General features: G+C 59.9%; 25 protein-coding genes and 1 pseudogene. 14 read left to right on the top strand and 12 right to left on the bottom strand.

The genetic code is table 11. From position 1 onward, the window contains the following. Positions 1-9: 9 nt before the first annotated feature. The 12 genes and pseudogenes from rpsE to dapB all read left to right on the top strand — a co-directional run bounded on the left by rpsE (position 10) and on the right by dapB (position 7,280). Positions 10-516, top strand: a complete 507-nt coding sequence (gene rpsE, locus ACEW8N_RS07230; protein WP_373499129.1) for a 30S ribosomal protein S5 — start codon at positions 10-12, stop codon at positions 514-516. Between the two features lie 58 nt (positions 517-574). Next, entirely contained in the window at positions 575-763 is a 189-nt protein-coding gene (gene rpmD / locus ACEW8N_RS07225; protein WP_373499128.1) for a 50S ribosomal protein L30, read from the top strand. Beyond that, positions 760-1,194 carry a 50S ribosomal protein L15 gene (gene rplO / locus ACEW8N_RS07220; RefSeq protein ID WP_373499127.1) on the top strand — a complete coding sequence of 145 codons (435 nt, stop codon included), beginning with the start codon at positions 760-762 and terminating at the stop codon, positions 1,192-1,194. The genes rpmD and rplO overlap by 4 nt, the downstream gene beginning before the upstream one ends. A 69-nt stretch (positions 1,195-1,263) precedes the next feature. Further along, positions 1,264-2,583, top strand: a complete 1,320-nt coding sequence (secY, locus tag ACEW8N_RS07215) for a preprotein translocase subunit SecY (protein ID WP_373499126.1) — start codon at positions 1,264-1,266, stop codon at positions 2,581-2,583. Positions 2,584-2,661: 78 nt separating this feature from the next. After that, a complete protein-coding gene (gene infA, locus ACEW8N_RS07210; protein ID WP_373499125.1) occupies positions 2,662-2,880 on the top strand; it encodes a translation initiation factor IF-1 in 219 nt (72 codons plus the stop codon). Positions 2,881-2,910: 30 nt separating this feature from the next. After that, entirely contained in the window at positions 2,911-3,024 is a 114-nt protein-coding gene (gene rpmJ / locus ACEW8N_RS07205; protein ID WP_373499124.1) for a 50S ribosomal protein L36, read from the top strand. A gap of 16 nt (positions 3,025-3,040) precedes the next feature. Then, positions 3,041-3,424, top strand: a complete 384-nt coding sequence (rpsM, locus tag ACEW8N_RS07200) for a 30S ribosomal protein S13 (RefSeq protein WP_373499123.1) — start codon at positions 3,041-3,043, stop codon at positions 3,422-3,424. Between the two features lie 65 nt (positions 3,425-3,489). Beyond that, entirely contained in the window at positions 3,490-3,876 is a 387-nt protein-coding gene (gene rpsK, locus ACEW8N_RS07195) for a 30S ribosomal protein S11 (RefSeq protein ID WP_373499122.1), read from the top strand. 14 nt (positions 3,877-3,890) lie between these two features. Next, on the top strand, positions 3,891-4,520 hold the full coding sequence (rpsD, locus tag ACEW8N_RS07190; protein WP_373499121.1) for a 30S ribosomal protein S4: 630 nt from the start codon (positions 3,891-3,893) through the stop codon (positions 4,518-4,520). Positions 4,521-4,631: 111 nt separating this feature from the next. Continuing rightward, complete coding sequence (locus tag ACEW8N_RS07185; protein ID WP_373499120.1) at positions 4,632-5,651, top strand: DNA-directed RNA polymerase subunit alpha; 1,020 nt, start codon at positions 4,632-4,634, stop codon at positions 5,649-5,651. A gap of 6 nt (positions 5,652-5,657) precedes the next feature. Further along, positions 5,658-6,008: pseudogene (gene rplQ / locus ACEW8N_RS07180) on the top strand (50S ribosomal protein L17); the annotation flags it as partial. Between the two features lie 441 nt (positions 6,009-6,449). Then, the gene (gene dapB / locus ACEW8N_RS07175; RefSeq protein ID WP_373499119.1) at positions 6,450-7,280 is read left to right on the top strand and encodes a dihydrodipicolinate reductase; all 831 of its coding nucleotides are present in this window, start codon (positions 6,450-6,452) and stop codon (positions 7,278-7,280) included. Here dapB and ACEW8N_RS07170 read toward each other — a convergent pair. The 12 genes from ACEW8N_RS07170 to ACEW8N_RS07115 all read right to left on the bottom strand — a co-directional run bounded on the left by ACEW8N_RS07170 (position 7,277) and on the right by ACEW8N_RS07115 (position 21,502). Beyond that, the gene (locus ACEW8N_RS07170) at positions 7,277-9,319 is read right to left on the bottom strand and encodes a dipeptide ABC transporter ATP-binding protein (protein WP_373499118.1); all 2,043 of its coding nucleotides are present in this window, start codon (positions 9,317-9,319) and stop codon (positions 7,277-7,279) included. The two genes, dapB and ACEW8N_RS07170, sit on opposite strands and share 4 nt — an antisense overlap. Next, complete coding sequence (locus tag ACEW8N_RS07165; RefSeq protein WP_373499117.1) at positions 9,316-11,142, bottom strand: extracellular solute-binding protein; 1,827 nt, start codon at positions 11,140-11,142, stop codon at positions 9,316-9,318. Before ACEW8N_RS07165 ends, ACEW8N_RS07170 begins: the two co-directional genes overlap by 4 nt. 69 nt (positions 11,143-11,211) lie before the next feature. Further along, the gene (locus tag ACEW8N_RS07160) at positions 11,212-12,255 is read right to left on the bottom strand and encodes an ABC transporter permease (protein WP_373499116.1); all 1,044 of its coding nucleotides are present in this window, start codon (positions 12,253-12,255) and stop codon (positions 11,212-11,214) included. After that, entirely contained in the window at positions 12,252-13,283 is a 1,032-nt protein-coding gene (locus tag ACEW8N_RS07155; protein WP_373499115.1) for an ABC transporter permease subunit, read from the bottom strand. The genes ACEW8N_RS07160 and ACEW8N_RS07155 overlap by 4 nt, the downstream gene beginning before the upstream one ends. A 101-nt stretch (positions 13,284-13,384) precedes the next feature. Next, complete coding sequence (locus ACEW8N_RS07150; RefSeq protein ID WP_373499114.1) at positions 13,385-13,732, bottom strand: DUF86 domain-containing protein; 348 nt, start codon at positions 13,730-13,732, stop codon at positions 13,385-13,387. Continuing rightward, positions 13,719-14,036 carry a nucleotidyltransferase family protein gene (locus tag ACEW8N_RS07145; RefSeq protein ID WP_373499113.1) on the bottom strand — a complete coding sequence of 106 codons (318 nt, stop codon included), beginning with the start codon at positions 14,034-14,036 and terminating at the stop codon, positions 13,719-13,721. Before ACEW8N_RS07145 ends, ACEW8N_RS07150 begins: the two co-directional genes overlap by 14 nt. A gap of 485 nt (positions 14,037-14,521) precedes the next feature. After that, a complete protein-coding gene (locus ACEW8N_RS07140; protein ID WP_373499112.1) occupies positions 14,522-16,957 on the bottom strand; it encodes an acetate--CoA ligase family protein in 2,436 nt (811 codons plus the stop codon). Positions 16,958-17,070: 113 nt separating this feature from the next. Continuing rightward, a complete protein-coding gene (locus tag ACEW8N_RS07135) occupies positions 17,071-17,424 on the bottom strand; it encodes a hypothetical protein (RefSeq protein ID WP_373499111.1) in 354 nt (117 codons plus the stop codon). A gap of 19 nt (positions 17,425-17,443) precedes the next feature. Beyond that, on the bottom strand, positions 17,444-19,231 hold the full coding sequence (locus tag ACEW8N_RS07130; protein WP_373499110.1) for a KamA family radical SAM protein: 1,788 nt from the start codon (positions 19,229-19,231) through the stop codon (positions 17,444-17,446). Beyond that, complete coding sequence (locus ACEW8N_RS07125; protein ID WP_373499109.1) at positions 19,221-20,615, bottom strand: pyridoxal phosphate-dependent aminotransferase; 1,395 nt, start codon at positions 20,613-20,615, stop codon at positions 19,221-19,223. Before ACEW8N_RS07125 ends, ACEW8N_RS07130 begins: the two co-directional genes overlap by 11 nt. 262 nt (positions 20,616-20,877) lie before the next feature. Continuing rightward, a complete protein-coding gene (locus tag ACEW8N_RS07120; protein WP_373499108.1) occupies positions 20,878-21,219 on the bottom strand; it encodes a transcriptional regulator in 342 nt (113 codons plus the stop codon). A 1-nt stretch (position 21,220) separates the two neighbouring features. Continuing rightward, positions 21,221-21,502: a hypothetical protein gene (locus ACEW8N_RS07115; protein ID WP_373499107.1), complete on the bottom strand. Its 282-nt coding sequence runs from the start codon at positions 21,500-21,502 to the stop codon at positions 21,221-21,223. 508 nt (positions 21,503-22,010) lie between these two features. Here ACEW8N_RS07115 and ACEW8N_RS07110 point away from each other — a divergent pair. Both ACEW8N_RS07110 and ACEW8N_RS07105 read left to right on the top strand, forming a co-directional pair. Continuing rightward, a complete protein-coding gene (locus ACEW8N_RS07110; RefSeq protein ID WP_373499106.1) occupies positions 22,011-22,277 on the top strand; it encodes a DksA/TraR family C4-type zinc finger protein in 267 nt (88 codons plus the stop codon). A gap of 44 nt (positions 22,278-22,321) precedes the next feature. Continuing rightward, on the top strand, positions 22,322-23,458 hold a 1,137-nt coding region (locus ACEW8N_RS07105; RefSeq protein ID WP_373499105.1), incomplete at its 3' end, for a radical SAM protein.

Here is a 23,458-nt window from a genome sequence, read left to right as displayed (position 1 = left end):
GGCAGTCCCTTGGTCTTTAATGCGAAAAGACAGGATACGGATGAGAATCAACTCATCGATAAGGTCGTCCATATCAGCCGGGTGGCGAAAGTCGTCAAAGGCGGTCGTCGGTTCAGTTTCAGCGCAATCGTTGTCGTAGGAGATGGGGAGGGAAGCGTCGGTTTTGGTCTGGGCAAAGCCAACGAGGTCCCGGAGGCCATTCGAAAGGGCGTTGACAAGGCCAAAAAAGCCATGCTGAAGGTGCCGCTGGTCAACGGGACGATCCCATTTGAAATCGTCGGCAAGTTCGGTGCCGGCCGTGTCCTTCTGAAACCGGCCTCCCAGGGAACCGGCGTGATCGCGGGCGGTGCGGTGCGAGCGGTATTGGAAGCCGTCGGGGTGCAGGATATCCTGACGAAATGTCTGGGATCCAACAACCCGCACAATGTCGTCAAGGCCACTTTGGAAGGGCTTTATCAGCTCCAGAGCCGCAGGCAGATCGCCGCGAGACGGGGAAAGACCGAAGAGGAACTATAACGGATCGCGCGGCTCGTTACGCATATACGGCGGATGGATAATGGTTGGGGGAAGATAGATGGCTCAAAAGTTGAAGATAACACTTGTTAAAAGCATGATCGGAAGGCCGGAAAAGCATCGCAAGGTACTGCGCGGAATGGGCCTTACCAAATTGAACAAAACGGTCATTCTCAACGACACGCCCGCAATCCGCGGAATGGTCGGGGCGGTGTCCCATTTGGTGAAGGCAGAGGAGACGTCTGAATGAAACTGCATGAATTGACCCCAGCGGAAGGGTCCCGGAAATCACGGAAGCGCCTGGGTCGCGGCGTTGGCTCCGGATCGGGGAAAACGGCGGCCAGAGGAAGCAAAGGACACAAGGCCAGGTCCGGCGGCGGCGTCAGACCGGGGTTTGAGGGCGGCCAGATGCCCATCCACCGCCGTCTTCCCAAACGGGGCTTCACCAATATTTTCAAGAAAAAGATCGCCGTCATCAACATCAAGGATCTGGCCCGGTTCCAGAGCGGAGACACGGTCGACGAAGCTTCGCTCATCAAAACCGGCCTCGTCAAGGGCGGCTACGACGGCATCAAGCTGCTGGGATTCGGGGATGTACTGTATCCCTTGACAATTCGCTTGGAGGCCGTCAGTGAAGGCGCCAGGAAAAAGATAGAAGCCGCGGGTGGTACGCTCGCCTGAATCCTTCGAAATCCGGATCCATGACTGGCAACAAAGGTCACACTATAACAGCAGCAGGCGAGGAAAAAAATGGTTGGTGGCGGGTTCCAGAATATTCTTAGAATACCCGAACTGAAAAGGCGCGTATTATTTACCTTCGGGTTGATCGCGGTCTACCGCGTGGGTGTGCATGTCCCTACGCCGGGTATCGACACGGTTGCACTGGCGTCTTTTTTTGCCTCCGCAAAGGGGACGCTGCTGGGGCTTTTCGACATGTTCTCGGGTGGAGCTCTAGAACGGCTGTCCGTCTTTGCCCTGGGGATCATGCCGTATATCAGCGCTTCGATCATCATTCAGCTTCTGACGGTCGTCGTTCCGCATCTGGAACAGCTTTCCAAGGAAGGCGAGCAGGGGCGGAAGAAGATTACCCAGTATACGCGGTACGGCACCGTTCTGCTCAGCATCATCCAGGGGTTCGGCATCAGCATCGGGCTTGAGAGCATGACCTCCCCGGGAGGAGCGGCCGTCGTCATCCACCCGGGCTGGACATTTCGAATTATGACCGTGATCACGCTGACGGCCGGAACCGCATTCATCATGTGGCTGGGCGAGCAGATCACCGAGCGCGGCATCGGCAACGGCATCTCCCTGATCATCTTTTCGGGGATCGTGGCCAGGCTGCCCATCGCCATCACGAACACCTTCAGGCTGGTATCCACGGGAGAGATGGGGATTTTCGCCATATTGATCCTGGTGGTTCTCATGCTGGGCGTCATTGCCTTGATCGTTTTTGTGGAGCAGGGCCAGCGCCGGATTCCGGTTCAATATGCCAAGCGTGTCGTGGGTCGACGGATGTACGGCGGCCAGAGCACCCATCTTCCGCTCAAGATCAATACATCCGGGGTCATTCCCCCGATCTTCGCCTCGTCGATCATCATGTTTCCGGCAACGATCGCGAATTTCATCAATGTCCCCTGGATGCAAAGCGTCGCCGGGGCGATGGTGCCGGGAAATCTCGCGTACGAATTGCTGTATGTCGTCTTCATTTTCTTTTTCTGCTATTTCTATACCGCTGTGACCTTCAATCCGGTGGATGTGGCGGATAACATGAAAAAGCACGGCGGGTTTATCCCGGGGATCCGCCCGGGCAAGCGTACGGCCGATTATATTGATCGGGTCCTGACGCGTATTACGCTGGGTGGCGCCATCTATGTATCCGCGGTATGCGTATTGCCGTCCATTCTGATATCGAAATTCAACGTCCCGTTCTATTTCGGCGGAACCGCGCTTTTGATCGTGGTCGGTGTCGCCATTGATACCGTAGCCCAGATCGAGTCCCACATGCTTACCCGGCATTACGAAGGGTTCCTGAAAAAAGGCGGCGGGACTCGGATAAAGGGGCGCTACTGAAGAACACTCGGCCCGGACGCGGTTTTTTTATATGCCTGTCCCGATGACTTGATCAATTGAAACTGAGGGTGATATAGCATGCCGAAAGAAGAACCGATTAAGGTGCAGGGCACGGTAAAGGAGACTTTGCCGAATGCCATGTTCAAGGTCGAACTGGAAAATGGGCACCAGATACTGGCGCATATTTCCGGAAAGATGCGGATGCATTTTATTCGAATTTTACCCGGAGATATCGTTACGGTGGAACTGTCACCATATGATCTGACCCGGGGCAGAATTGTGTATCGAGCAAAATAACAGCACAATCGCTTAAAGGAGCTGGGGGGAATGAAAGTCAGGGCATCGATCAAGAAGATATGCAGCAAATGCAAGATTATCCGCAGAAGAGGGGTTATCCGTGTCATCTGCGAAAACAAACGCCATAAACAGAGACAAGGTTGATAGAGGAGGATAAGCGTTGGCAAGAATCGCGGGCGTAGATTTACCAAAAGGGAAGCGGATTGAAATCGGGCTGACCTATATCTATGGTATCGGCAGAACGTCGTCAAATCAGATACTGGCAAAGCTGGATATCAACCCGGATGTTAAGACGGATGATTTAACCGAGGGACAGATCAACGACATTCGAAAAGTCCTTGATGGCGAATATAAGGTCGAGGGCGAGCTTCGCACCGAAATCTCCATGAACATCAAGCGACTGATGGATCTCGGGTGCTATCGAGGGCTTCGACACCGGAAGGGGCTTCCGGTCAGAGGGCAGCAGACCAAGACCAACGCGAGGACCCGCAAGGGGCCGCGTCGGGCGGCCGTGAAGAAAAAAGGCGCAGCCAAGAAAAAGTAATTTTTTGAGTGAGTGCGCCGATCCGCGGATCGCGGTCGTGCGCGCGCAACAGGGGATGATCGTTTATGCCGAAAAAAACGCGTACGAAAAAAAAAGAGAAAAAAAATATATTAAACGGCGTCGTTCATATTCAGTCGACGTTTAATAATACCATTGTGACCATCACGGATCCGACGGGAAATATTGTTTCCTGGTCCAGCGCGGGGGTTCAGGGATTCAAGGGGTCACGGAAAAGCACACCGTTTGCCGCCCAGCTCGCAGCCGAGGACGCTTCCAAAAAAGCCATGGAAAACGGCATGAAAAATGTAGAGGTGTATGTCAAAGGCCCTGGCGCCGGACGGGAATCCGCGCTCAGGTCCCTGCAGGCCGCCGGGTTCAACATCATCATGATAAAGGATGTTACTCCGATTCCGCATAACGGCTGCCGTCCGCCGAAACGACGCAGGGTGTAACAAAGGAGGAAGACTTGGCACGATATACAGGTTCTGTTTGCCGGCTATGCAGACGGGAAAATTTAAAGCTGTTTTTGAAAGGGGACCGTTGCTATTCGGACAAATGTGCATTTGATCGGCGGGGATATCCGCCGGGTCAACATGGACAGCGACGGCGCGGGAAAACGTCCGACTACGGTGTTCAGCTCCGGGAAAAGCAAAAGGTCAAACGGATGTATGGCCTCGCGGAAAATCAGTTCCGCCTGTTCTTCAAGCGGGCCGATCGTCAGAAGGGCATCACGGGAACCAATCTCCTCGTCGCGCTCGAGTGCCGACTGGACAACGTCGTCTATCGGCTCGGATTTGCCAATTCGCGAACCCAGGGTCGGCATTTTGTTCGGCACCGGCATTTCATCGTCAACGGGAAGGTGGTGGACATCCCCTCCTACCAGGTGAAGGTGGGAGATGTAATCGAGCTGCGCGAGAAGAGTCGCAGTATACAGATGATCAACGACGCGCTTGAGGGTGTGGTTCGCCGGGGTGTTCCCCAGTGGCTTGAGGTTGAAAAAGAGAACATGAAGGGGACCGTCAAAAGCCTGCCTGTTCGGGAAGACTTGACCATGCCCATGCAGGAACAGCTCATCGTCGAGCTATACTCCAAGTAGCCCCGCGGCCGTTCAGGGCAGTTCAGAAGAACTGCCGCCGTATTCATGATTCTCTGGTTTAAAAAAATACGACTACTCGGACATCTTCCTGAAAAGTCTGGAGTTAAAATAATGTCATCAAATGAACTCATGTACATGAACTGGCGGGAGATCATCAAGCCAGAGAAGGTTCAGAAAACATCCACCCCATCCTATGGTAAATTCGTTTGTGAGCCCCTTGAACGGGGCTTTGGCATCACCATCGGAAATTCCTTGAGGCGGATCATTCTCTCTTCCTTGTACGGAGCGGCGATTGTATCCGTGAAATTTGAGAAGGTGATGCACGAATTCAGTGTGATTCCGGGTGTGCTTGAGGATGCTTCCGAGGTGATTTTGAATCTCAAGGAAGTCCGCCTCAAGGTCTCCGATCCTGAACCCAGAATGGTTCGCATTGACGTGAGTAAAGAGGGTGAGATCACAGCGGGTGATATCAACAGCGACGATGGAAGAGTTGAGGTCCTCAACCCGGAGCAGCATATTGCAACATTGGGCGCCGACGCCGAGCTGAAAATGGAGATGGTGGTCAAGGTCGGAAGAGGGTATGCCCTGTCCGAGGCCAACAAAGACGACGATGCGCCGGTGGGTACGATCCCCATAGACTCCGTCTTTTCCCCCATCAAGCGGGTGAATTACGTGGTGGGAAACGCGCGTGTGGGACAGAAGACCGATTACGACAAGTTGACGATGGAGGTTTGGACGGACGGCAGCGTCAGGCCTGAGGATGCCGTCGCCTATTCTGCAAAGATTCTGAAAGAGCAGATGTCGATCTTCATCAATTTTGATGAGGATGTCGAGCCCGAGCCGGAAAAGACCTCCGAGGAACTGGAAAAACCCAAGTTTAACGAGAACCTCTATCGAAGCGTCGAAGAGCTGGAATTGTCCGTTCGCAGCGCGAATTGTCTGAAAAACGCCGATATCCATAAAATTTATCAGCTGGTCGCCAAAACCGAGGCCGAGATGCTCAAGACGAAAAATTTCGGCAGAAAGTCTCTCAACGAGATCAAGGAGGTTCTCACCGAGATGGGCCTTTCTCTTGGGATGAAGCTTGAAGGATTTGTGCCTCCGGAGGAAGATACGGAGGAAGGAGAGTAAGATTCTATGAGACACCGAAAAGCAGGCGTAAAATTAGGTCGAAACGGCAGTCATCGCAAGGCCATGTTTCGGAACATGGTGACCTCGCTCTTTAAATACGAGCGCATCCGGACCACCGACGCCAAAGCCAAGGAGCTGAGAGGCTGGGCCGACCGCATCGTCACCCTGGCCAAACGGGGAGACCTTCATGCCCGCCGCCAGGCACTTTCGATCATCCGGGAGCAGGCGGTGGTCCACAAACTGTTCGACGAGGCCCGGGAGCGTTTCACCGGCATCGAGGGGGGCTATACACGCATCATCAAGGTGGGGCGGCGTCCCGGAGATGCGGCGTCCATGTCGCTGATCGAACTCGTGGCCGCGGATAAACGCAAGGCGCCCAAGCCCGCAAAGGCCGCAAAACCCGAGAAGGCGGCGGTCGAGGCAGCAGCGCCCGAGGCAGCAGCGGCGCTGGTCGAAAAGGACGCCCCGGCGCCCGAAGAAGCCGTCGAGGCCGCGGAAGCCGCAGCCCCGGCGACGGACGAGGCCGCTGAAACGGAAACGGTCGAGGAAGCCGTTCCGGAGACAGAGACGAAAACCGAAGACAAATAATCCGGTTGGTCCCCTTGGGAAGCAACCCTGATGCAAAGGCCCTGCCGCAACCGGCAGGGCTTTTGTGCTTTACGGTTCCGCATAAGGCCCGATACCTGCGTTATGCGTATCCCTCGTCACTGCGGCGTACTGTAAGTACGACTCATTCCACGGGATTTGCAAGCCTTGCTCTCGAACTTTTTGCGGAACCGTCCAAAAGAGGAGGCGGTTATGGATACGATTCAGGTCATGGTCAACGGCGCGCCGGGGAACGTCGCATGCATGGTGATCCGGCACATTATCCTGGACAGGCGGTTCGCCCTGGTGCCCTATTCCCTGACGGGTCCGGAGATTGCGGAGGATGTCTGTACGATCGAGGGCATGCCGCTCCAACTCGTCCGGCCGGATGCGAGGGAGTCGATTCTGGATGCGGTCCGGAAGCAGGGGCCGGGCCTCATCTGCATCGATTTCACCCATCCGTCCGCGGTCAACGGCAACGCGGAATTCTACTGCGCGAACAGCATGCCCTTCGTCATGGGCACCACCGGCGGCGACCGGGAGAAGCTCTTCTCCCGGGTGGCCGGATCCGGAATCTCCGCCGTCATCGCACCGAACATGGCCAAGCAGATCGTCGGGTTCCAGGCGATGATGGCCTATGCCGCCGAGACCTTCCCCGGCCTCTTCGACGGATACACCCTCGAGATCGCCGAGAGCCATCAGCGGGGCAAGGCCGACACCAGCGGGACGGCCAGGGCCATGGTCGGCTATTTCAACCGCCTGGGGTGCAGCTTCACCGAGGCGGACATCCGGATGGAGCGCGACCCCGAGCGCCAGAAGCGCGCCTGGGGGGTTCCCGAGGCCCATCTGGCCGGCCATGCCTGGCACACCTACAGCCTGGTCTCCGATGACGGCACCGTCAAATTCTCCTTCACCCACAACGTCAACGGCCGCGAGGTTTACGTGCGGGGCACCCTCGACGCGGTGGCCTACCTGCACCGCAGGGTGGCTGAGGGCATCCGGGGCCGGATTTTCAGCATGATGGACGTGTTGAAGGGGGATTAGACCCGGTGGCAGGCCACCCAGTGCTCATGACCGCCGTCGACGTCGACCTTCCGGAGCATGGGCTCTTCGCGGCTGCATCGGTCGATCCGGATGGGGCACCGGGTGCGGAACCGGCAGCCCGACGGCGGATGGACCGGGCTGGGAACGTCGCCTGAGAGCACCTGCTTCTCGGCTGCCGCGCCGGGCTCCGGAACCGGAATGGCCGAAAGCAACGCCCGGGTGTAGGGGTGGAGGGGGCATTCGTAAATGCCGTCGGCATCGGTCCGCTCCACGATCTTGCCCAGATACATCACCGCGATATGGTCGGAGACGTGGCGCACGACCGTGAGGTCATGGGAGATGAAGAGATAGGTGAGCCCCATCTCCTTCTGGAGATCCAGAAGGAGATTCAGGATCTGGGACTGGATCGAGACGTCCAGGGCCGACACCGGCTCGTCGCAGATGACGATCTCGGGGTTGAGGGCGATGGCCCGGGCAATGCCGATCCGCTGGCGCTGCCCGCCGCTGAACTCGTGGGGGAACCGCGTGAGGGCGCTTTCGTCCATTCCTACGGTTCTGAGAAGAAGGGTTACCTTCATCCGGCGTTCACTGGCTTTCCCCATGCGATGGATGATGAAGGGTTCTTCCAGGATGTCGGCCACGGTGAGGCGGCTGTTGAGGGATTCGAAGGGGTCCTGGAAGATCATCTGGATATCCCTCCGGATGGTCTTGAGCCGGGTCCGGTCCGCGGTCAGGATATCCCGGCCGTTGAACTTCACGGTACCGCCCGTGGGCGCGTAAAGCCGCAGGATCGACCGGCCCGCCGTGGTCTTGCCGCATCCGGATTCGCCCACCAGCCCCAGGGTCTGGCCCCGGCGGATGGCAAAGGAGATGCCGTCGACGGCCAGCACCTGCCCGATCCGGCGCCGGAAGATCCCGCCCCGGATGGGAAAATGCATCCTGAGGTCGCGGACATCGAGGCAGACCCGGGCGATCTCCTCCCGGGCGCCCGACGGCGCGTCGCGGTCATTGCCTGCCGCCCCGAATCCGTTTTCCTGTGCCTTGCCCAGGTCGAAGGGGGGAAAGCCGCGGCTGAAGTGGCAGGCGGCAAAGTGGTCGTCTCCCTCGGCCGCCATGGGCGGCTGGGTCCGGCACAGGGGTTTGGCGTGGGGGCACCGGTTCTGGAAGCGGCATCCCTCGGGCAGCTCGTGAAGGGCGGGCACGACCCCCCGGATGATGTTGAGGGGCGTCTTCCTCGGGAAATCGAGCCGGGGGATCGAAGACAGGAGCCCCCGGGTGTAAGGGTGCCTTGGGTTCGTGAACAGCGCTTTCACGGGCGCGGTCTCGGCGATCCTGCCGGCGTACATCACGGCCACGGCGTCGCAGGTCTCGGCGATGACCCCCAGGTCGTGGGTGATGATGATCACCGACATGCCGGTTTCCGCCTGGAGGCCGCGGATGAGCGTGAGGATCTGAGCCTGGATGGTGACGTCCAGGGCGGTGGTGGGTTCGTCGGCGATGAGGATGTCCGGCCGGCACGCGAGGGCCATGGCGATCATGACCCGCTGGCGCATGCCGCCGGAGATCTGATGGGCGTATTCCCCCATCCGCTGTTCGGGCTCGGGGATCCCGACCTTCCGGAGCATGGCCACGGACGCTTCCGCCACCGCCGGTTCCGGCATCTCCGGGAAATGGAGGTGAAAGACCTCCGCGATCTGCCGGCCGATCTTGTGGACGGGATTCAGGGCCGTCATGGGCTCCTGGAAGATCATGGAGATCCTTTTTCCGCGGATGCGGCTCATCTCTTCGGGCGTGAGCCGGACGAGGTCGACGCCGTCAAAAAAAACCTCCCCGGACACGATGCGGCCCATGGGTTTGGGCAGAAGCCGCAGGATCGACAGGGCGGTGACGCTCTTGCCGCACCCGGATTCGCCGACGATGCCCAGGGTGCCGCCCCGGGCCAGGGAAAAGCTCACGTCGTCCGCGGCCCGGAGGCTGCCGTCTTCCGTATCAAATGCCGTCACCAGACGGCGTACCGCAAGCAGGGGCGCTTCTTTCACTGGAGTGATTTCATTTTATAGGTTTCATCGATGAGGGTCACCGGCGGAAACGGCTTCCGCTTTCGCATGGCCAGGCGGGTCTCCTCGTACCGGGCGTCGTCGAACCAGAACAATCCGCCGACGGCGCTGTCAAAGGGATCGAACAGGTCGCCGCTCATCTTGGTGCCGGGCGGGGCCGGCAGGCGCCACCACCGCCAGCAGGCCTCCCGCACGTAAGGGACCATGAAGGTCGGGACGAAGGGTCCCAGCTCGTGGACCCGGGCCTGGATGCGCCGGGAGAGGTCGATCCGCTCCGCTTCAACGAGGCTGTTCCGGTAGGCGTCGATGAGCTTGTCCAGCTCGGGGTCGTCCGTGTTGGTGATGTTGTTGGTCTGGGGCTTGTGGGCGTTGATCGAGTGGAAATGCTCCCAGTACTGGGGCCGGAGGGAGGTGCTCCAGCCCATCCATGCCACGTCGTGCTTCTTCTCCATGACCTTCTTGTAGGCGGCCGAGGGGTCGAGCCGCTGGAGCCGCAGTTCGATGCCCGCCTTCTTGGCCTCTTCCTTCAGCACCACCAGCCGGGGCGTGTGCTCCTCGATGCTGTAGGAGATCTCCACCGAGAAGCGGCTTCCGTCCTTTTCCCAGATGCCGTCCCGGCCCCGCCGCCATCCCGCCGCTCTCATGTACTCATCCACCTTCCCGAGGTCGAACCGCCGGGCCCGGATCTCCGTGTTGGAGTAGGGGCCGTATCCAACGAAGCCGCTTTCCAGGCGGAAGTAGTCGTTGCGCAGGACCTGCTCGATCACCTTCTCCACGTTCATGGCGTGGGCGAAGGCGAAGCGGAGGCGCGGATCCTTGAAGATTTCCCGGTCCTGGTTGAGCCAGAGGCCCATGGCCGACTGCTGGGTGTCGTTGAAGAACCATATCCGTTCGATGTAACCGTTTTCGATCTGGGGTGTTTTGGAGCGGATATGCCAGTACTGGGGAAAATTCATGGAAAAGGTGTCCACCTGGGCCTTCTTGAAATACTCCCACATGACGTTGACATCCCGGACCACTGTAAACTTGACCCGGTCCACGTTGAAGCGGTATCGGAAGTAATGGAGCCGGTCCCCCCACCAGTTCTGCTTCCGCTTGAACATCACGTATTTTCCCTTGCTGAAATCGGAGATCTGGTAGCCGCCGGTGTTGGGGACGATCTCCCAGTTGTATTTCCGGACAAACCCCTCGTCCAGGCTTTTGTAGAAATGGCGGGGCGTCGGCTGAATGCCCAGCTTCAGGTGGAGGTCGGGCACCGCCTTGGTGCTCACCACCGCCAGGGTGTGGTCGTCATAGACGATGACCCGGTCGATCTCCTGGGTGTAGTAGTCGTTGTACCAGGGTGCGATGATGTGCTTGGAGCGCATGAACTCGAGGGTGAAGGCGAAGTCGCCCGCCGTGACCGGTAAGCCGTCCGACCATTTTGCCTCGGGGTTGAGCTTGAAATACATGGTTTTCCTGTCCGGATCAAAGGCCCAGTGGGTGGCCAGCTCCGGGAGGATGTTGAGGGTGTTGGGGTGGAGCCCGATGAGGCTCAACTGGTTGCCCAGGATCGCGCTCCGGAAGCTGCTGTTGGAATCCGGCCCCACCGTCCGGAAGGTGAGGGGGAAGCTCATGATGGCGGTGTGGAAGGTTCCGCCCCGCGTGGCCTCGGGGGAGGCGAAAACGGGATCGGCCTCGTTGGTGAGCCATTGGATGTCTGCGGGAAGCGCCGGCGGCGCGGCCTGAAGCGGCCTGGTCCATTGAGGCGCGAACGCCGTGAGGAGCAAAAGGAGCAGGGGGAAAAGCCATCGGTTCGGTGTCATCGGTTTATCCTTGCACCGGCGCATTGCCTGAAGCGCCGGGAAAACAGTGTCGTCATCAGGGACGGGCGCCTATTCGTAGATCGTGTGGAGCTTGGGGTCAAAGGCCTCTCGGACCGCCTCGCCGATGAAGGTCACCGTGATGAGGGTCGCGATCATGGCGACGATCACGGAGCCCGCGATCCACCAGGCATCCATGGCGGTCCAGCCCTGCTGGAGCAGCTCCCCCCAACTGGGCGTCGGCGGCGGCAGCCCGAAGCCCAGGTAGTCGAGGGAGGTGAGGGAGACGATGCCGCCGGAGACCGAGAAGGGCGCAAAGGTGACGATGACCGCGACGGTGTTGGGGATGATGTGCCGGAAGATGATGCGCAGATTGCCGGCCCCCAGAGCCCGGGCCGCCAGCACGTACTCCCGCTCCTTCTCCTTGTAGGTGACGGTCCGCATGGTCCAGGTCATGCCGATCCACCCGAAGACGGCCATGATCAGGATCAGGATGAGGAAATTGGGCACTACGACGGACGAGATGATGATGATGACGTAGAGGAACGGGACGTTGGACCAGATCTCGATGATCCGCTGGAAAAAGAGGTCGAAGCGCCCCCCGAAATAGCCCATGGCGCACCCGATGCTGACCCCGATGGTGTAGTTGGTGAAGAGCAGGGCAAGGGAGAAGAAGATGGCGATGCGGAACCCGTAGACCAGTCGGGCCAGGATGTCCCGGCCGGTGTTGTCCGTGCCCAGGAAATGGCGCGAGGCCGCAGACGGCGGAAAGGGCGGGAAGGCATCTTCCCGGAGGTCGTTTTCATAGGCGTTGAAGGGCACGACGGGCATGAGCACCCAGTTCCCCTTCCCCTCGGCCGCAAAGTGCGCCTTCAGCTCGCGGTAATTGGTCTCGTAGTCGTAGTCGAGGCCGAAGACGGTGCCGGGGAGGATCTGGCCGTAGGTGGGAAAGTAGGTGCGGCCCTCGTACCGGACCACCAGGGCCTTGCTGTTGATGAAGAGTTCCGCCGCAAGGGAGAAGGCGATCATCAGGGAGAAGAGGATGAAGGAGAGATACCCCCTCCGGATGGATTTGAACCGGCGGATCTTCTTGAGGGTGAGGGGATTGAGCCTCATTTGAACTGCACCCGGGGGTCGACGAGGGCCACGCAGATATCCGAGAGGATGTTCCCGATCATGAGCAGGAGGGAGGAGATCACGAGGATGCCCAGCACCACCGGGTAGTCCCGCTGGACGATGGACTCGTAACCCAGAAGCCCCATGCCGTCGATGTTGAAGACCGTCTCGATGAGGAACGACCCCATGAGGAGGACCGAGATGTTGTTGCCGAAATGGGTGGCGATGGGGATGAGGCTGTTGCGGAAGGCGTGACGGAAGACGGCCTTGCGGAAGGGCAGCCCCTTGGCGATGGCGGTTCGCACATAGTCCGAGGCCAGGTTGTCCATGAGGGTGTTTTTCATGAGGAAGGTCATGATGCTGAAGGAGCCGATGACATAGGCCGAAAGGGGAAGGACCGTGTGCCAGGCCAGGTCCGCGATCTTATGGACCAGGGTGAAATCCTCGAACTCGTCGCTCACGAGCCCGCCCAAAGGGAAGAAATCCCAGTGGGAGGAGAAGAGGATGAGCAGCAGCACCCCGGCCACCCACCCGGGGATGGCGTAGCCGATGAAGACCACGACCGACGAGAGGTTGTCGAAGAGGCTCTTGTGCCGGACGGCCTTGAAGACCCCCAGGGGGATGCAGACCCCGTAGACCAGGATCATGGAGAGGATGCCGAAATAGAGGGAGATGGGGATCCGGGTTTTGATCATCTCCCAGACCGGGTCGTAGTAGCGGGTGGAGGTTCCCAGGTCACCGGTGAGGACCTTGCCCAGCCAGAGCCCGTAGCTGACCAGCACGGGCTTGTCGAACCCGTAGTATTTCTTGAGTTCGGCGATCTGCTCCTCGGAGAGGGGCTGGGTCTGCTCGGCCATGGCCGATCCCGTCCGGTGCCCCCCTTCCATGCTCCGCATCTGCTGGGCCTGGACGATGATCCGCTCGATGGGCCCGCCGGGCACAAGGCGGGTTATGGCAAACACCATGATGGTGATGCCCAGAAAGGTCGGGATGATCAGCAGCAATCGCCGGATGAAATACGCGGTCATGGGCGCCTTTGCAAAGGGTATTAAAAAATTCCCCTCTTCCTTACCAGCAAACGGGGCCAAACTCAAGGGTGACGATGGTATCAGCTCCTTGATGAGGGGCTTCAGGGTTGCCCGGTTTGTGCAAGAAGGGTGGTGACGTTTTTTTCGAGGCTGTCCAACTCATTCACGACAACCTCCCAGACGATCTCGATGCTGATGGAGAAATAGGCATGCGCCAGCCGGTTCCTCAAACCGATGATTTCCTGCCAGGGGATCTCCGGGTGTTTTTCATGGAATTCAACCGGCAGGTTCCGGCATGCCTCGCCGATGACCTCCAGTTGCCGGAGGACGCCGTCCTGGATGAGCCTGTCCTGATGGAATTGCGTCTCCGTCACGTTGCTCGTGTAGATTCTGATCTGCTTGACGGCGTCGAGGATATGACTGAGAAAAAATCGGTTACTCTTCTTCATACAGCAGCACGATGTCTTTCTCAATAAACGGTTTTAAACGAGGATTCAGGTCTTTTTCGCTGATCAGCTCGATTTTTTTCCCCATAAGGCGGCCGAGCTCGGTTTCCAGCCGGAACCATTTCAGCCCCAGTGCGGGGCGCTGGGAGGCTGGCTTGAGCTCCACAAGAAGATCGATATCGCTCGCCTCGGTGCTTTCCCCCCTGGCAAAAGACCCGAATACGGATATTTTTCTGGCATAGGGTTTCAGTAGAAAGACGGCCTTTGATCTCAGCTCCTCGACGGGGTCGGTCTTTTTGGATTGCATCGGTTGCCGTACCTCCTTTGTCATCGGCGTCTTCCCGGTGGAAGCGCCTGTCATATCTCCCGGGATGGGAGACGATCCCCGGGCAGAGGCGATTCCGCGGATTCCGGCAGGTCGAGAAGGAACCGCCATGCCGGAGTTGATCTGGATTCCCGAAGACACGGAGGTCACCATCGCGTGATCGACGCAATAGACCTGTTTCGGGTTGGCGTCTCTGCGCGCCGCTGATGCGTCGAATATCCGCTTACCAGCAAACGGCGCCAAACTCAAGGGTGAGGATGGATTTCCCGCAGGTGTCCCCGGCCTCCCGTAACCTCCAGAGACATGATCCGGTCAAAAATTTTGCCGGTTTTGCCGATTCGTGGTCAGAAAGATGACCGGATACGATCTGATCCTTCCCGAACGAAAATACCCCGCCCACCGACCGCCTTTCCTTATGGCCGGGCCACCCATGGCTTGCAAGGCTTAAATGCCCTGGAAGGATATCCTCAATGCCGCAGCGTCTCCGCATACAGGCGCCCTTCGATATACATGGCCAGTGCCCGGACGGCCCGGTCCGATGAGCGGAACACGGCCATGCCGCCGGCCGAAAGCCGTTCCACCAGGGGGTCGTAAAGGCGGCCGGCATCCACCACGCCTACCACCGGCTTTTCCAGGGCCGCCGCCAGGCGGGGCATCTCGGCCGCGATGCTGCCCGGGTCGTCGAAATTGTACCGCCCGGATTCGCATTCGGCCAGGGTGCGCATGGCCGGCGACAGGGGATCCAGCCCCACCACCACGGCATCCACGTGGGGGTCTTCGGCCAGGTGCCGGACGGCGGCCACGTGGGCCTCGTCGTCGGCCCCGGGATTGATATCCAGGGGATTTTTGACCTGCACCAGGGCGTCCAGCCCCTTTTCCCGGAGCATAACCGCAATTTTGTCAACGGTGGCGGCATCCAGGCGGGCCATTCGCAGGGTGTAGTCGTCGGACTGGATGTTGTCGGCCATGCCGACGGCTTCAAATCCGGCCCCGCTCAGGGCGGCCAGGCGATTGCCGTTGATCCGCTTGCCGTGAAAGCGCTGGGCCAGCATCAGCAGGTCCTCGAACTGAGAAAAGTTCTGGGCCACGATCCCCCCGGCCTGGCGCACGCAGGATTCGCAGACCATGTAGTCCCCGGCCAGGGAGGCGGTGTGGCCGGACGTGGCCGACTTGCCTTCCTGGGTGCGGCCCGCCTTGTAGAAGACGAGCTCCTTGCCGGAACCCACCGCCTCCCGCACCGCGCGGGTGAAGGCCAGTCCGTCCAGGTCCTTGAAGCCCTCGGCATAGACCGCAATGACATCGATGGCGGGATCGTCCTTGAGGTGGCAGAGCATGTCGCCCAGGGTCAGGTCGTTCTGGTTGCCCACCGATATCATGTAGGCCGGGTCCAGTTCCGGCCGCTTGCTCAGCCGGGTGATCATGAAGGCCCCGCTCTGGCTGACGAATGCGGCATTTCGTGTGTGATCTCCCCGCCGTTTGGGCAGTTTGGCCTCGGGAATGAAAAGGGTGTCATATTTCCCGGGATGGGAAACGACCCCCAGGCAGTTGGCCCCCAGAAACACCGGCCCCCCGTCCTCCGCAGCATGGGCGTGCCGGATGCGATCCATCAGTTTTCGGGCCCGATCGGCGCTCTCCTCGGTTTCGCCCATGCCTCCTGCGATCAGCATGACCGTCTCGGCAGCCCGGGCGGCAATGACCTGGTCTACCAGCTCCGGCACCTTGTGGGCCCCCACGGCAACGACGAAGAGGTCCAGCTTGACATCCAGGGAGGCCAGGTCGGGGACACAGCGGATCCCTTCGAAGTCCGCCATGCCGGGGCGGATGATCCGGATGTTGGCCGGATCGAACCCGCCCGCCAGGATGTTGTTGAGGATCACCCGCCCGAAGTTGATCCGGGAGGTGGAGACGCCCACGATGCCGATGGTTTCGGGCCTCAGCAGGGTACCGATCTTGTGAAAGGGCCGGGCTGCCGGCATGCTTCCCGGCCGGGCGAAGCGGCACATGCCGTCCAGGGGCACCATGAGGTAGTCGGTGAAGGCAAAGGGGTTGATCTCCAACTCCTCGATGATGAACGGCGCCTCCGGGTTGACCGGCGAGTAGCGGTTGGCCATGGCGATGAAGGAGGCGAAGCACTCGATCAACTGCTCGTCGGTCACGATCCGGCGCCGGCCTCGGGTCAGGCCCGCCAGCTTCCGGTAGCAGATGGTTTTTCGGAACAGCGCAAAAAACGCCTCCCCGTCGGTCAGGGCCGTGGACGCGGCCACGATGGCCTGGCCCTTGCGGAACCGCTCGGCATACAGCTCGGTGTCGGTGCCCCCCAGTCCGGCGCTGAGGATCATGCCGAACTCGCGGGTGTTGCGAATTCCCACGATCATCTCGTTGCCGAACGCCTGGGAGTCCGGGGGCATGAACTGGACCATCAGCACGCCCTGAATATCCCGGGCGACGGCCTGCTGGAGCGCTTCCCCGAACAGGCCGCGGTAGATCTCCGGGGCATGGATGGACCGGCGTTCGATCATGGAGGCATAATTTTCAGGCACCTCAACCATCATGCGCCGCCAGGCGGAACGGATGTTGTCGGGATGCTTCTCAACCACCCGCACGCCGCCCACCTCGGTTTTGTGGATGATGGCGGGCGATACAATCTTGAGGACGACCCTGTCGCCCGGCATGGCGGTCAGCTCCTCGTCTGCGGGCCGGCTGCCCTTGGCCAGCAGATGGGTGCGGGGCGGCGTTTCTGCCCCGGAATGGTTCAGCAGCGCATAGGTCTCATGCTCGAAGAGAAAATCGCGGCCCTGGGCCCGGGCTTGCGTGAACAATTGGGTGATGGCCTCGAAGTCGATCCTCACGGGAATCGATTCGGGAACCCGGATCCCTTTTTCCAGTGGCGGTTGCGGTGACATATCTGATGGCCTCAATGGTGATACGTTGGCAGAAAGTTCGAGACAAGCGTTGCAAATCCCGAGGAGTGATGAAGAGTTACAATACGCCGCCAGCTACAGGCGGCCGATTCGTATCACCTCCGCTGTTCCGCCGCAAGGGAGAAGGCGATCATCAGGGAGGAGAGGATGAAGAGGAGGAGCCCCCCGGCCACCCACCCGGGGATGGCGTAGCCGATGAAGACCACGACCGACGAGAGGTTGTCGAAGAGGCTCTTGTGCCGGACGGCCTTGAAGACCCCAAGGGGGATGCAGACCCCGTAGACCAGGATCATGGAGAGGATGCCGAAATAGAGGGAGATTGGGATCCGGGTTTTGATCATCTCCCAGACCGGGTCGTAGTAGCGGGTGGAGGTCCCCAGGTCGCCCGTGAGGACCTTGCCCAGCCAGAGCCCGTAGCTGACCAGGATGTGCTTGTCGAACGAAGACAACGGCCGTTTTGCGGAACCGTCAATAGTAGTACCAGATGCTCTCATAGTCTGCGATCTTTTCTCCGATGTCCGCCAGCCTTTCCAGGTATTTCAGGATAGGCACATCGACGCCTACAAAGGGCTTGCGGCGGGCAATCATCTTCTCCCAGGGATGATATTCATAAACCCGTGAGCCGTCCGGCAATACCGAAATGAGGTCCCGGTTCTGGTAGGCCCGGACATAATTTTTTCCCAATCCCGGGACATTATAGACAGCCTCGTCCGTCCTGCGCGTGCCGGGCAGAAGCCGAGCCTCCTCCTTCTGTTCCTGGAGAATCCGGGCCAGGGGGACCCGGTAGGCCGAGGTTTCTTCCTTTCCCTTGGGCACAAAGGTATAATAGGGCTCTACGCCGCACCGCCTCAGGAGCAGACGGAGACTCGCCGCCTCAAAGCGGCGGGACACGAAGAAGGTATAGACATGCTGGTTGTAAACGCTGATTCCCTGCCGCTTCAGCCGATCGACGGCCGCGACGAATTCCGGGGTGATTTCATAGGGGTGTTCCACATGGGTGGTCAGGCATACCTCCCTTTGGCCCGGCTTTCGGAAAGAGCCCAATAAATTCCCCAGTTCCCGGGTTATCCGCATGGGCAGGGTGACGGGGGTTCGGGACCCGATGCGGATCATGTCGATGCTTTTGATCGCGGCAAGGCGTGAAAGAATGCCGTGCAGCATGTTGTCGGACAGGATCAAGGGATCGCCGCCGGTTACCAGGATCTCCCGGATGGCGGGGTGCTCTTCGATGAAGGAGAAGGCCTTTTCCAGGGTTTTGGGGCGGGCCATGGCGGTCGGGGCCATGGCCTCGTCGATTTCCCAGTTCCGCTGGCAGTAAACACAGATCTGGGGGCAGGTGTTGAACGGCTTCAAGATGGCGATGGCCGGATAGCGGCGGGTGACGAGATCCACGGGGGAGGTTTCTCGTTCCAGCATGAAATCAAATGACCGGCTCCGGTCCCCGCGTGCGGCGCCCATTTCCTCGACATAACTTTCCGGCGGAAGGACCTGGGCCCGCACCGCCCGATCCCGGCCGGAGGCATGGTTGTCGTCCATGAGGGAAAGATAGTACGGGGTGATTCCAAAAGGCAGATTCAGCTCTCTGGCCCGGGTCACGGCACGGTGCTCTTCTTCCGTGAGGCGGACCAGGCGGGATAGAAGATCGGCGGTCGTGACGACATGGCCCGCCTGCCACAGCCAGTTGTCCCAGTCACCGGGGGTCGCCCCCAGAGCGCCTTCGATGGCTTCTCTCCGTCGGCTGCGTCGGGCCAGGGCCTCTTCCGAAAGTCCATCCTCGTAACGGTCCATGACCGATGAAACCTTTGCCCAGAGATGGTCCAGTTCATCGGAACGGGCCAGGGCCGCTTTCCTTCCCTTCAGCTTCTCTTTCATCCCGATATCGGCCGGGCTCAGGACCCCGGCCCGTCCCTGAATGCCCCGGACCATATGGATCAGTTCCGCATAAAAGCCCCGTGTCAGTTCCGGGCGGGGAATCCCCCTGGCGATGTCCCAAAGGGCCTGCGCCACGCTGAATCCGCTCTTTCTGTCGGATTTCTCCTTCAACATTCCCCGAAAGGCCCGGGCGCAGTCCCGAACAATGAGCCGTTCGTCGAAAGGCACCTTGTTCGATTCCGAAAAGGTTTCAAACTGGATGGTGGAGACCTTGTTGAAAAGCCGCCGCCGGACATTCCCCAGGCCTCGCAGTCCTTCGATGAGTTCCAGGAGCGGGGCGGCCTCGGCGGTCAAGGTTTCAACCCTGTAGCGATTATTTTCCATAAGATATTTCCCTTGGCGTTTCTGTCGATGTAGATGAACGACGCCGTCTGGACGGTTTTTCCAGGATCCAGCGGCAGAGCCGATCCACGGCCGCCATGGTGTTGGCGCAGTATTCGCGCAAAAAGGCTTCGTCGACGGGAGTATCGGGGGCCTGAGCCAGGGCCACGGTCAGGGCCGGTGCCCCATCGAAATCCACATAGGCGATGCGGGCGGTGAGCTCCGCGGGCGGACGTCCGAAATCCGAACCGGGCAGGAAGGCGACCCCCACCTCCTCCAGTGCCCTCCGGCACAGGTCCTGGGAGGTATGAATATGCCGCGCGGCAAGCTTGTCCGCAATGGGGGTGAAATCCGGAAATACGTAAAAGGCCCCCTCGGGATCATGAAGTCTGGCGCCGGCCTCCCTCAGGCACGCCGTGATATGCTGCCCCAGTGCCTTTAAAATCCGACGGACATGGACGAGGTAGTCATCGATCTCCTTGCCGCCTTCAAATGCCCGGACCGCGGCGTACTGAATGGGTGCGCTGGTGGAGGTGAAGGTTTCGCTCGCCAGGGAGGCGATGGCCTCCATGAGCCACCTGAGACTCGGGGGAAAGGCAAATGTTCCCAGGCGCCAGCCGCCTGCCCCGCACCATTTGGAAAGTCCCGAACTTAAAATGGTGCCTTCGGGATAGTATCGGGCTACGGATACATGATTTCCATCGTGATGGATTTTCCCGTAGATCTCGTCTGAAAGCAGGATGAGTTCATATTTCCGGGCCACGGCGGCAAGTTTTTTCAGTTCCTTGTCCGAATAGGAAAGGCCGTCCGGATTGTTCGGATAATTCAAAATCACGGCCCTGGGACGGCCGGGGTCGGCGGCACATATTTGATCGAGGGTTTTCGGAAGGAGCCGGAAGCGGTCCTCGAACCGGGTGGGAACGAACTGAACCTTGTGGCCGACGATCTGGGCATGGGGTGCATACGATACCCAGCAGGGCGTCGGGATGATGAGATCGCCGTAATAGGCCACCTGCAGGAGGAACATGAGCTCCTTGGAGCCGGGGCCCACAATGACAAGGTCCGGATCCACCCGGATGCCGTCGCTTCGCTGGTGGAACCCGGCCACGGCTTCCCGGAGCGCTTTCAGGCCCTGGACCTCGAGATAATCCTTTTGATGGGCGTTTTGGCGGAGGCGCTCCACCACGCATTCCGGAACGGGGAACGGGGATTGTCCAAGACCCAGTTTGTAAACGGTTCTTCCTTCGAGACGGAGGCGGTTGGACAGCTCGTTGATGGCCACGGTGGCCGAGCGGGCAAGCCCCCGGACATTCAGATTCAGGGAAACGTGGTTGGTGTGGATGGGATGAAGATGTTTTGAAGCATGCAGCTCATTTTTTTTGCTCATGACTCATTCCCGACTCAGGTTTGGGGTTCCATGATGTTCAGATGATAATTCATTGTATTTCATCATGTTAATGGATTGATGCCGACACGGCGGCTCCGGATTAAAAAACATGGGGATCCCGGCATCGGCCCAATGGACGCCCGGGAAGATCATTCGATGCAAAAGGTGTCGGTGTGGATGCGAAAGCGGACGCCTTCAGGGCGCGGTCTGCAAGGAAAGCCGCTGCCTGCTGCGGACGGCCGATCTCAATCGCCTCCGCGGATCAGGCTGCCTTCAACATGAAATCCACATGAATGGCGTCAAATGGGAAGACGATTCGGCCTTCGCCGGTTTTGTACAGAATCCCGGCATTCAACAGCACCTGCACATCAGCGTATACCGCTTTCACATCCCTGCCGACGCGGCGCGCCGCCTCTCGGATGGAGATGGGGGCTGAACCCGTCATGACCTTCAGCAGATGCCAACGTTTTCCGGAGAGCACCTTGAAGAGGCGTTCCGGCGAGTCGAAGCTGATGAAAGTGCCCTGGGGGCTGCCTGTCGAGGCTTCCAGAAATCGCTTGCCGACGCTTTCCCGGGAAGCGATCCCCAAGGTTACCGTGCGCATGTCAGGTCCTCCATTGATCCACATCGTTCCAGAAATGGCTGAGCAGCGCTTCCGGAGAGGTGAAAACGCATGAAACCAAACCCTTGCCCGTGGGTTCTGGATCCCCCTCGACAGCCTCGGAACCGTGGCACAGCACGCATTTCCCCTTCACGAAAAGGGAAAGCCGGTATTCGAAAAGAGGCCGGCCCACGGAATGCGGAGACGGCACCGGCCGCACCGCCAATTCCACAAAAGCGCTTTCGGAGATAATGTGGCGCTCGTTGAGCAGAAAATCCGTATTCATGTTGGACATTCTAACAACACCGCCGAGTGTTGTCAACAGCTACAACACACGCAATCAAGATGGCCAGGGTCCTTTTCCGAGGCCTGATGCCCCACGTACCCCCCGCGAAATGAATACAGCACAAATCCCATACGGGTTTGACGGATTCGTAAAAAGCCCAATATCTGCGTTACGCTTCATCCTTCGTCACTGCGGCGTACAATAAGTACGCTTCATCCTTCGTCGCTGCGGCGTACAATAAGTACGCCTCATTCCTCAGGATTCGCAAGCCTTGATCTTGGGCTTTTTACGAATCCGTCGGAAACGCGACTTGTCACGAGTCCATCAATACCTGAGCGTCGATTTTACAGTATGGGTGTGCTATTGTAGGCCATTCGGATGGGTTGGATGGGGTCCTGGAATCCCGGCATCGCAGGCCCGCCTCCCAGCGGACTGCGCTGCCGGAAGGAAAAGGAAACAAAATCAGAGTCAATTGATAACAATTCAAGATTGTTGATAGGGGGTGACCATGGCCGTAGGCTGGTCCCGTGACGGGAGTGTTCAAGACCAGATCGACGCAAGCGTCGACGACGCCGTGAAGCTGGCCCGGAGCCGCCTGCCCGAGGGTGAGAGCGCAGCGCATTGCGTCCATTGTGAAGAGCCCATCCCGGAGGCCCGCCGCCGGGCCGTCCCCGGGGTGCGCCTGTGCGTGCAGTGCCAGGCGAGTCTCGAAGCCGGGCAGACGGGGGGTGCGGGCTGCAACCGGCGCGGCAGCAAGGGCAGTCAGTTGAAATAACCGCCGAGGGCATCGGCATCAATCCGCACCACTGGAGACCCGACATGCGCGTCCTGCTCATCTCAGCCAATACGGAAACCCTCAACATGCCGACCATGGCCATGGGATTGGCGGGTGTTGCGGCCGCCGTCCGGGCCGCGGGCCACGAGGTGCGGTTCCTGGACCTGATGGGGCGCTCCGACGTTGGCCCCCTCGTATCGGCGACTGTGGCCGAGGTTGCCCCTCAGATCATCGGTGTTTCGATCCGCAACATCGACGACCAGAAACGCCGCGGCACCCAGTTTCTGCTCGACGGCGCCGTGCCGGTGGTTGCCGCCTGCCGCCGGGCAAGCCGGACACCGGTGGTGTTGGGCGGGGCCGGCTACAGTCTGTTTCCGACAGCGGCCTTGGAGTATCTGGGCGCCGATATGGGGATTCAGGGAGAAGGCGAGGCGGCTTTTCTCCGGCTGTTGGGCGCCATTTCCCGGGACGGGCAGGGCCTGGACGACGTTCCGGGGCTGTACAGGCGCGGTATGCCGCCGCCCAGGATGCGATGCTTCGAAACCGACCTCGATCGGCTGCCCATTCCGGGACCGGAACTCTTCGATCCCGCCCTTGCCGGGGATCCGGCCTGCTACCTGCCGTTTCAGACCCGGCGGGGATGCCCCCTGGGATGCAGCTACTGTTCCACGGCCACCATCGAGGGGCGCCGAATCCGGCGGAGGTCCCCGGAGGCCGTGGTGCAGGCTTTGCGCTCGTGGCGGGAGGCCGGTTTCAGGCGGGTCTTTTTCGTGGACAACACCTTCAACCTGCCGCCGACCTACGCCAAGGATCTGTGCGGTCAGATCGACAGGGCCGGTCTCGACCTGCAGTGGCGGGCGATCCTCTACCCCGGCCGGGTGGATGCGGCGCTGGTGGAGGCCATGGCCCGGGCCGGGTGCCGGGAGGTGAGCCTGGGGTTTGAAAGCGGTGCGGCCCCGATCCTGGCGGCCTACGGCAAACACTTCGGCCCGGCCGAGATTCGCCGGACCGCCCGGCTCCTTGCCGAGGTCGGCATCCGGGCCATGGGATTTCTAATGCTCGGCGGTCCGGGCGAAACGCGCGACACGGCCCTGGAGAGCCTGCGGTTCGCCGACGCACTTCCCCTGGCATCGATGCGCCTGACCGTCGGCGTGCGCATCTACCCCTGCACCGACCTGGCC

This window comes from Desulfococcus sp. (assembly GCF_041737845.1).
Lineage (GTDB): Bacteria > Desulfobacterota > Desulfobacteria > Desulfobacterales > Desulfococcaceae > Desulfococcus.
This window is presented reverse-complemented; position numbering and strand designations above follow the sequence as displayed.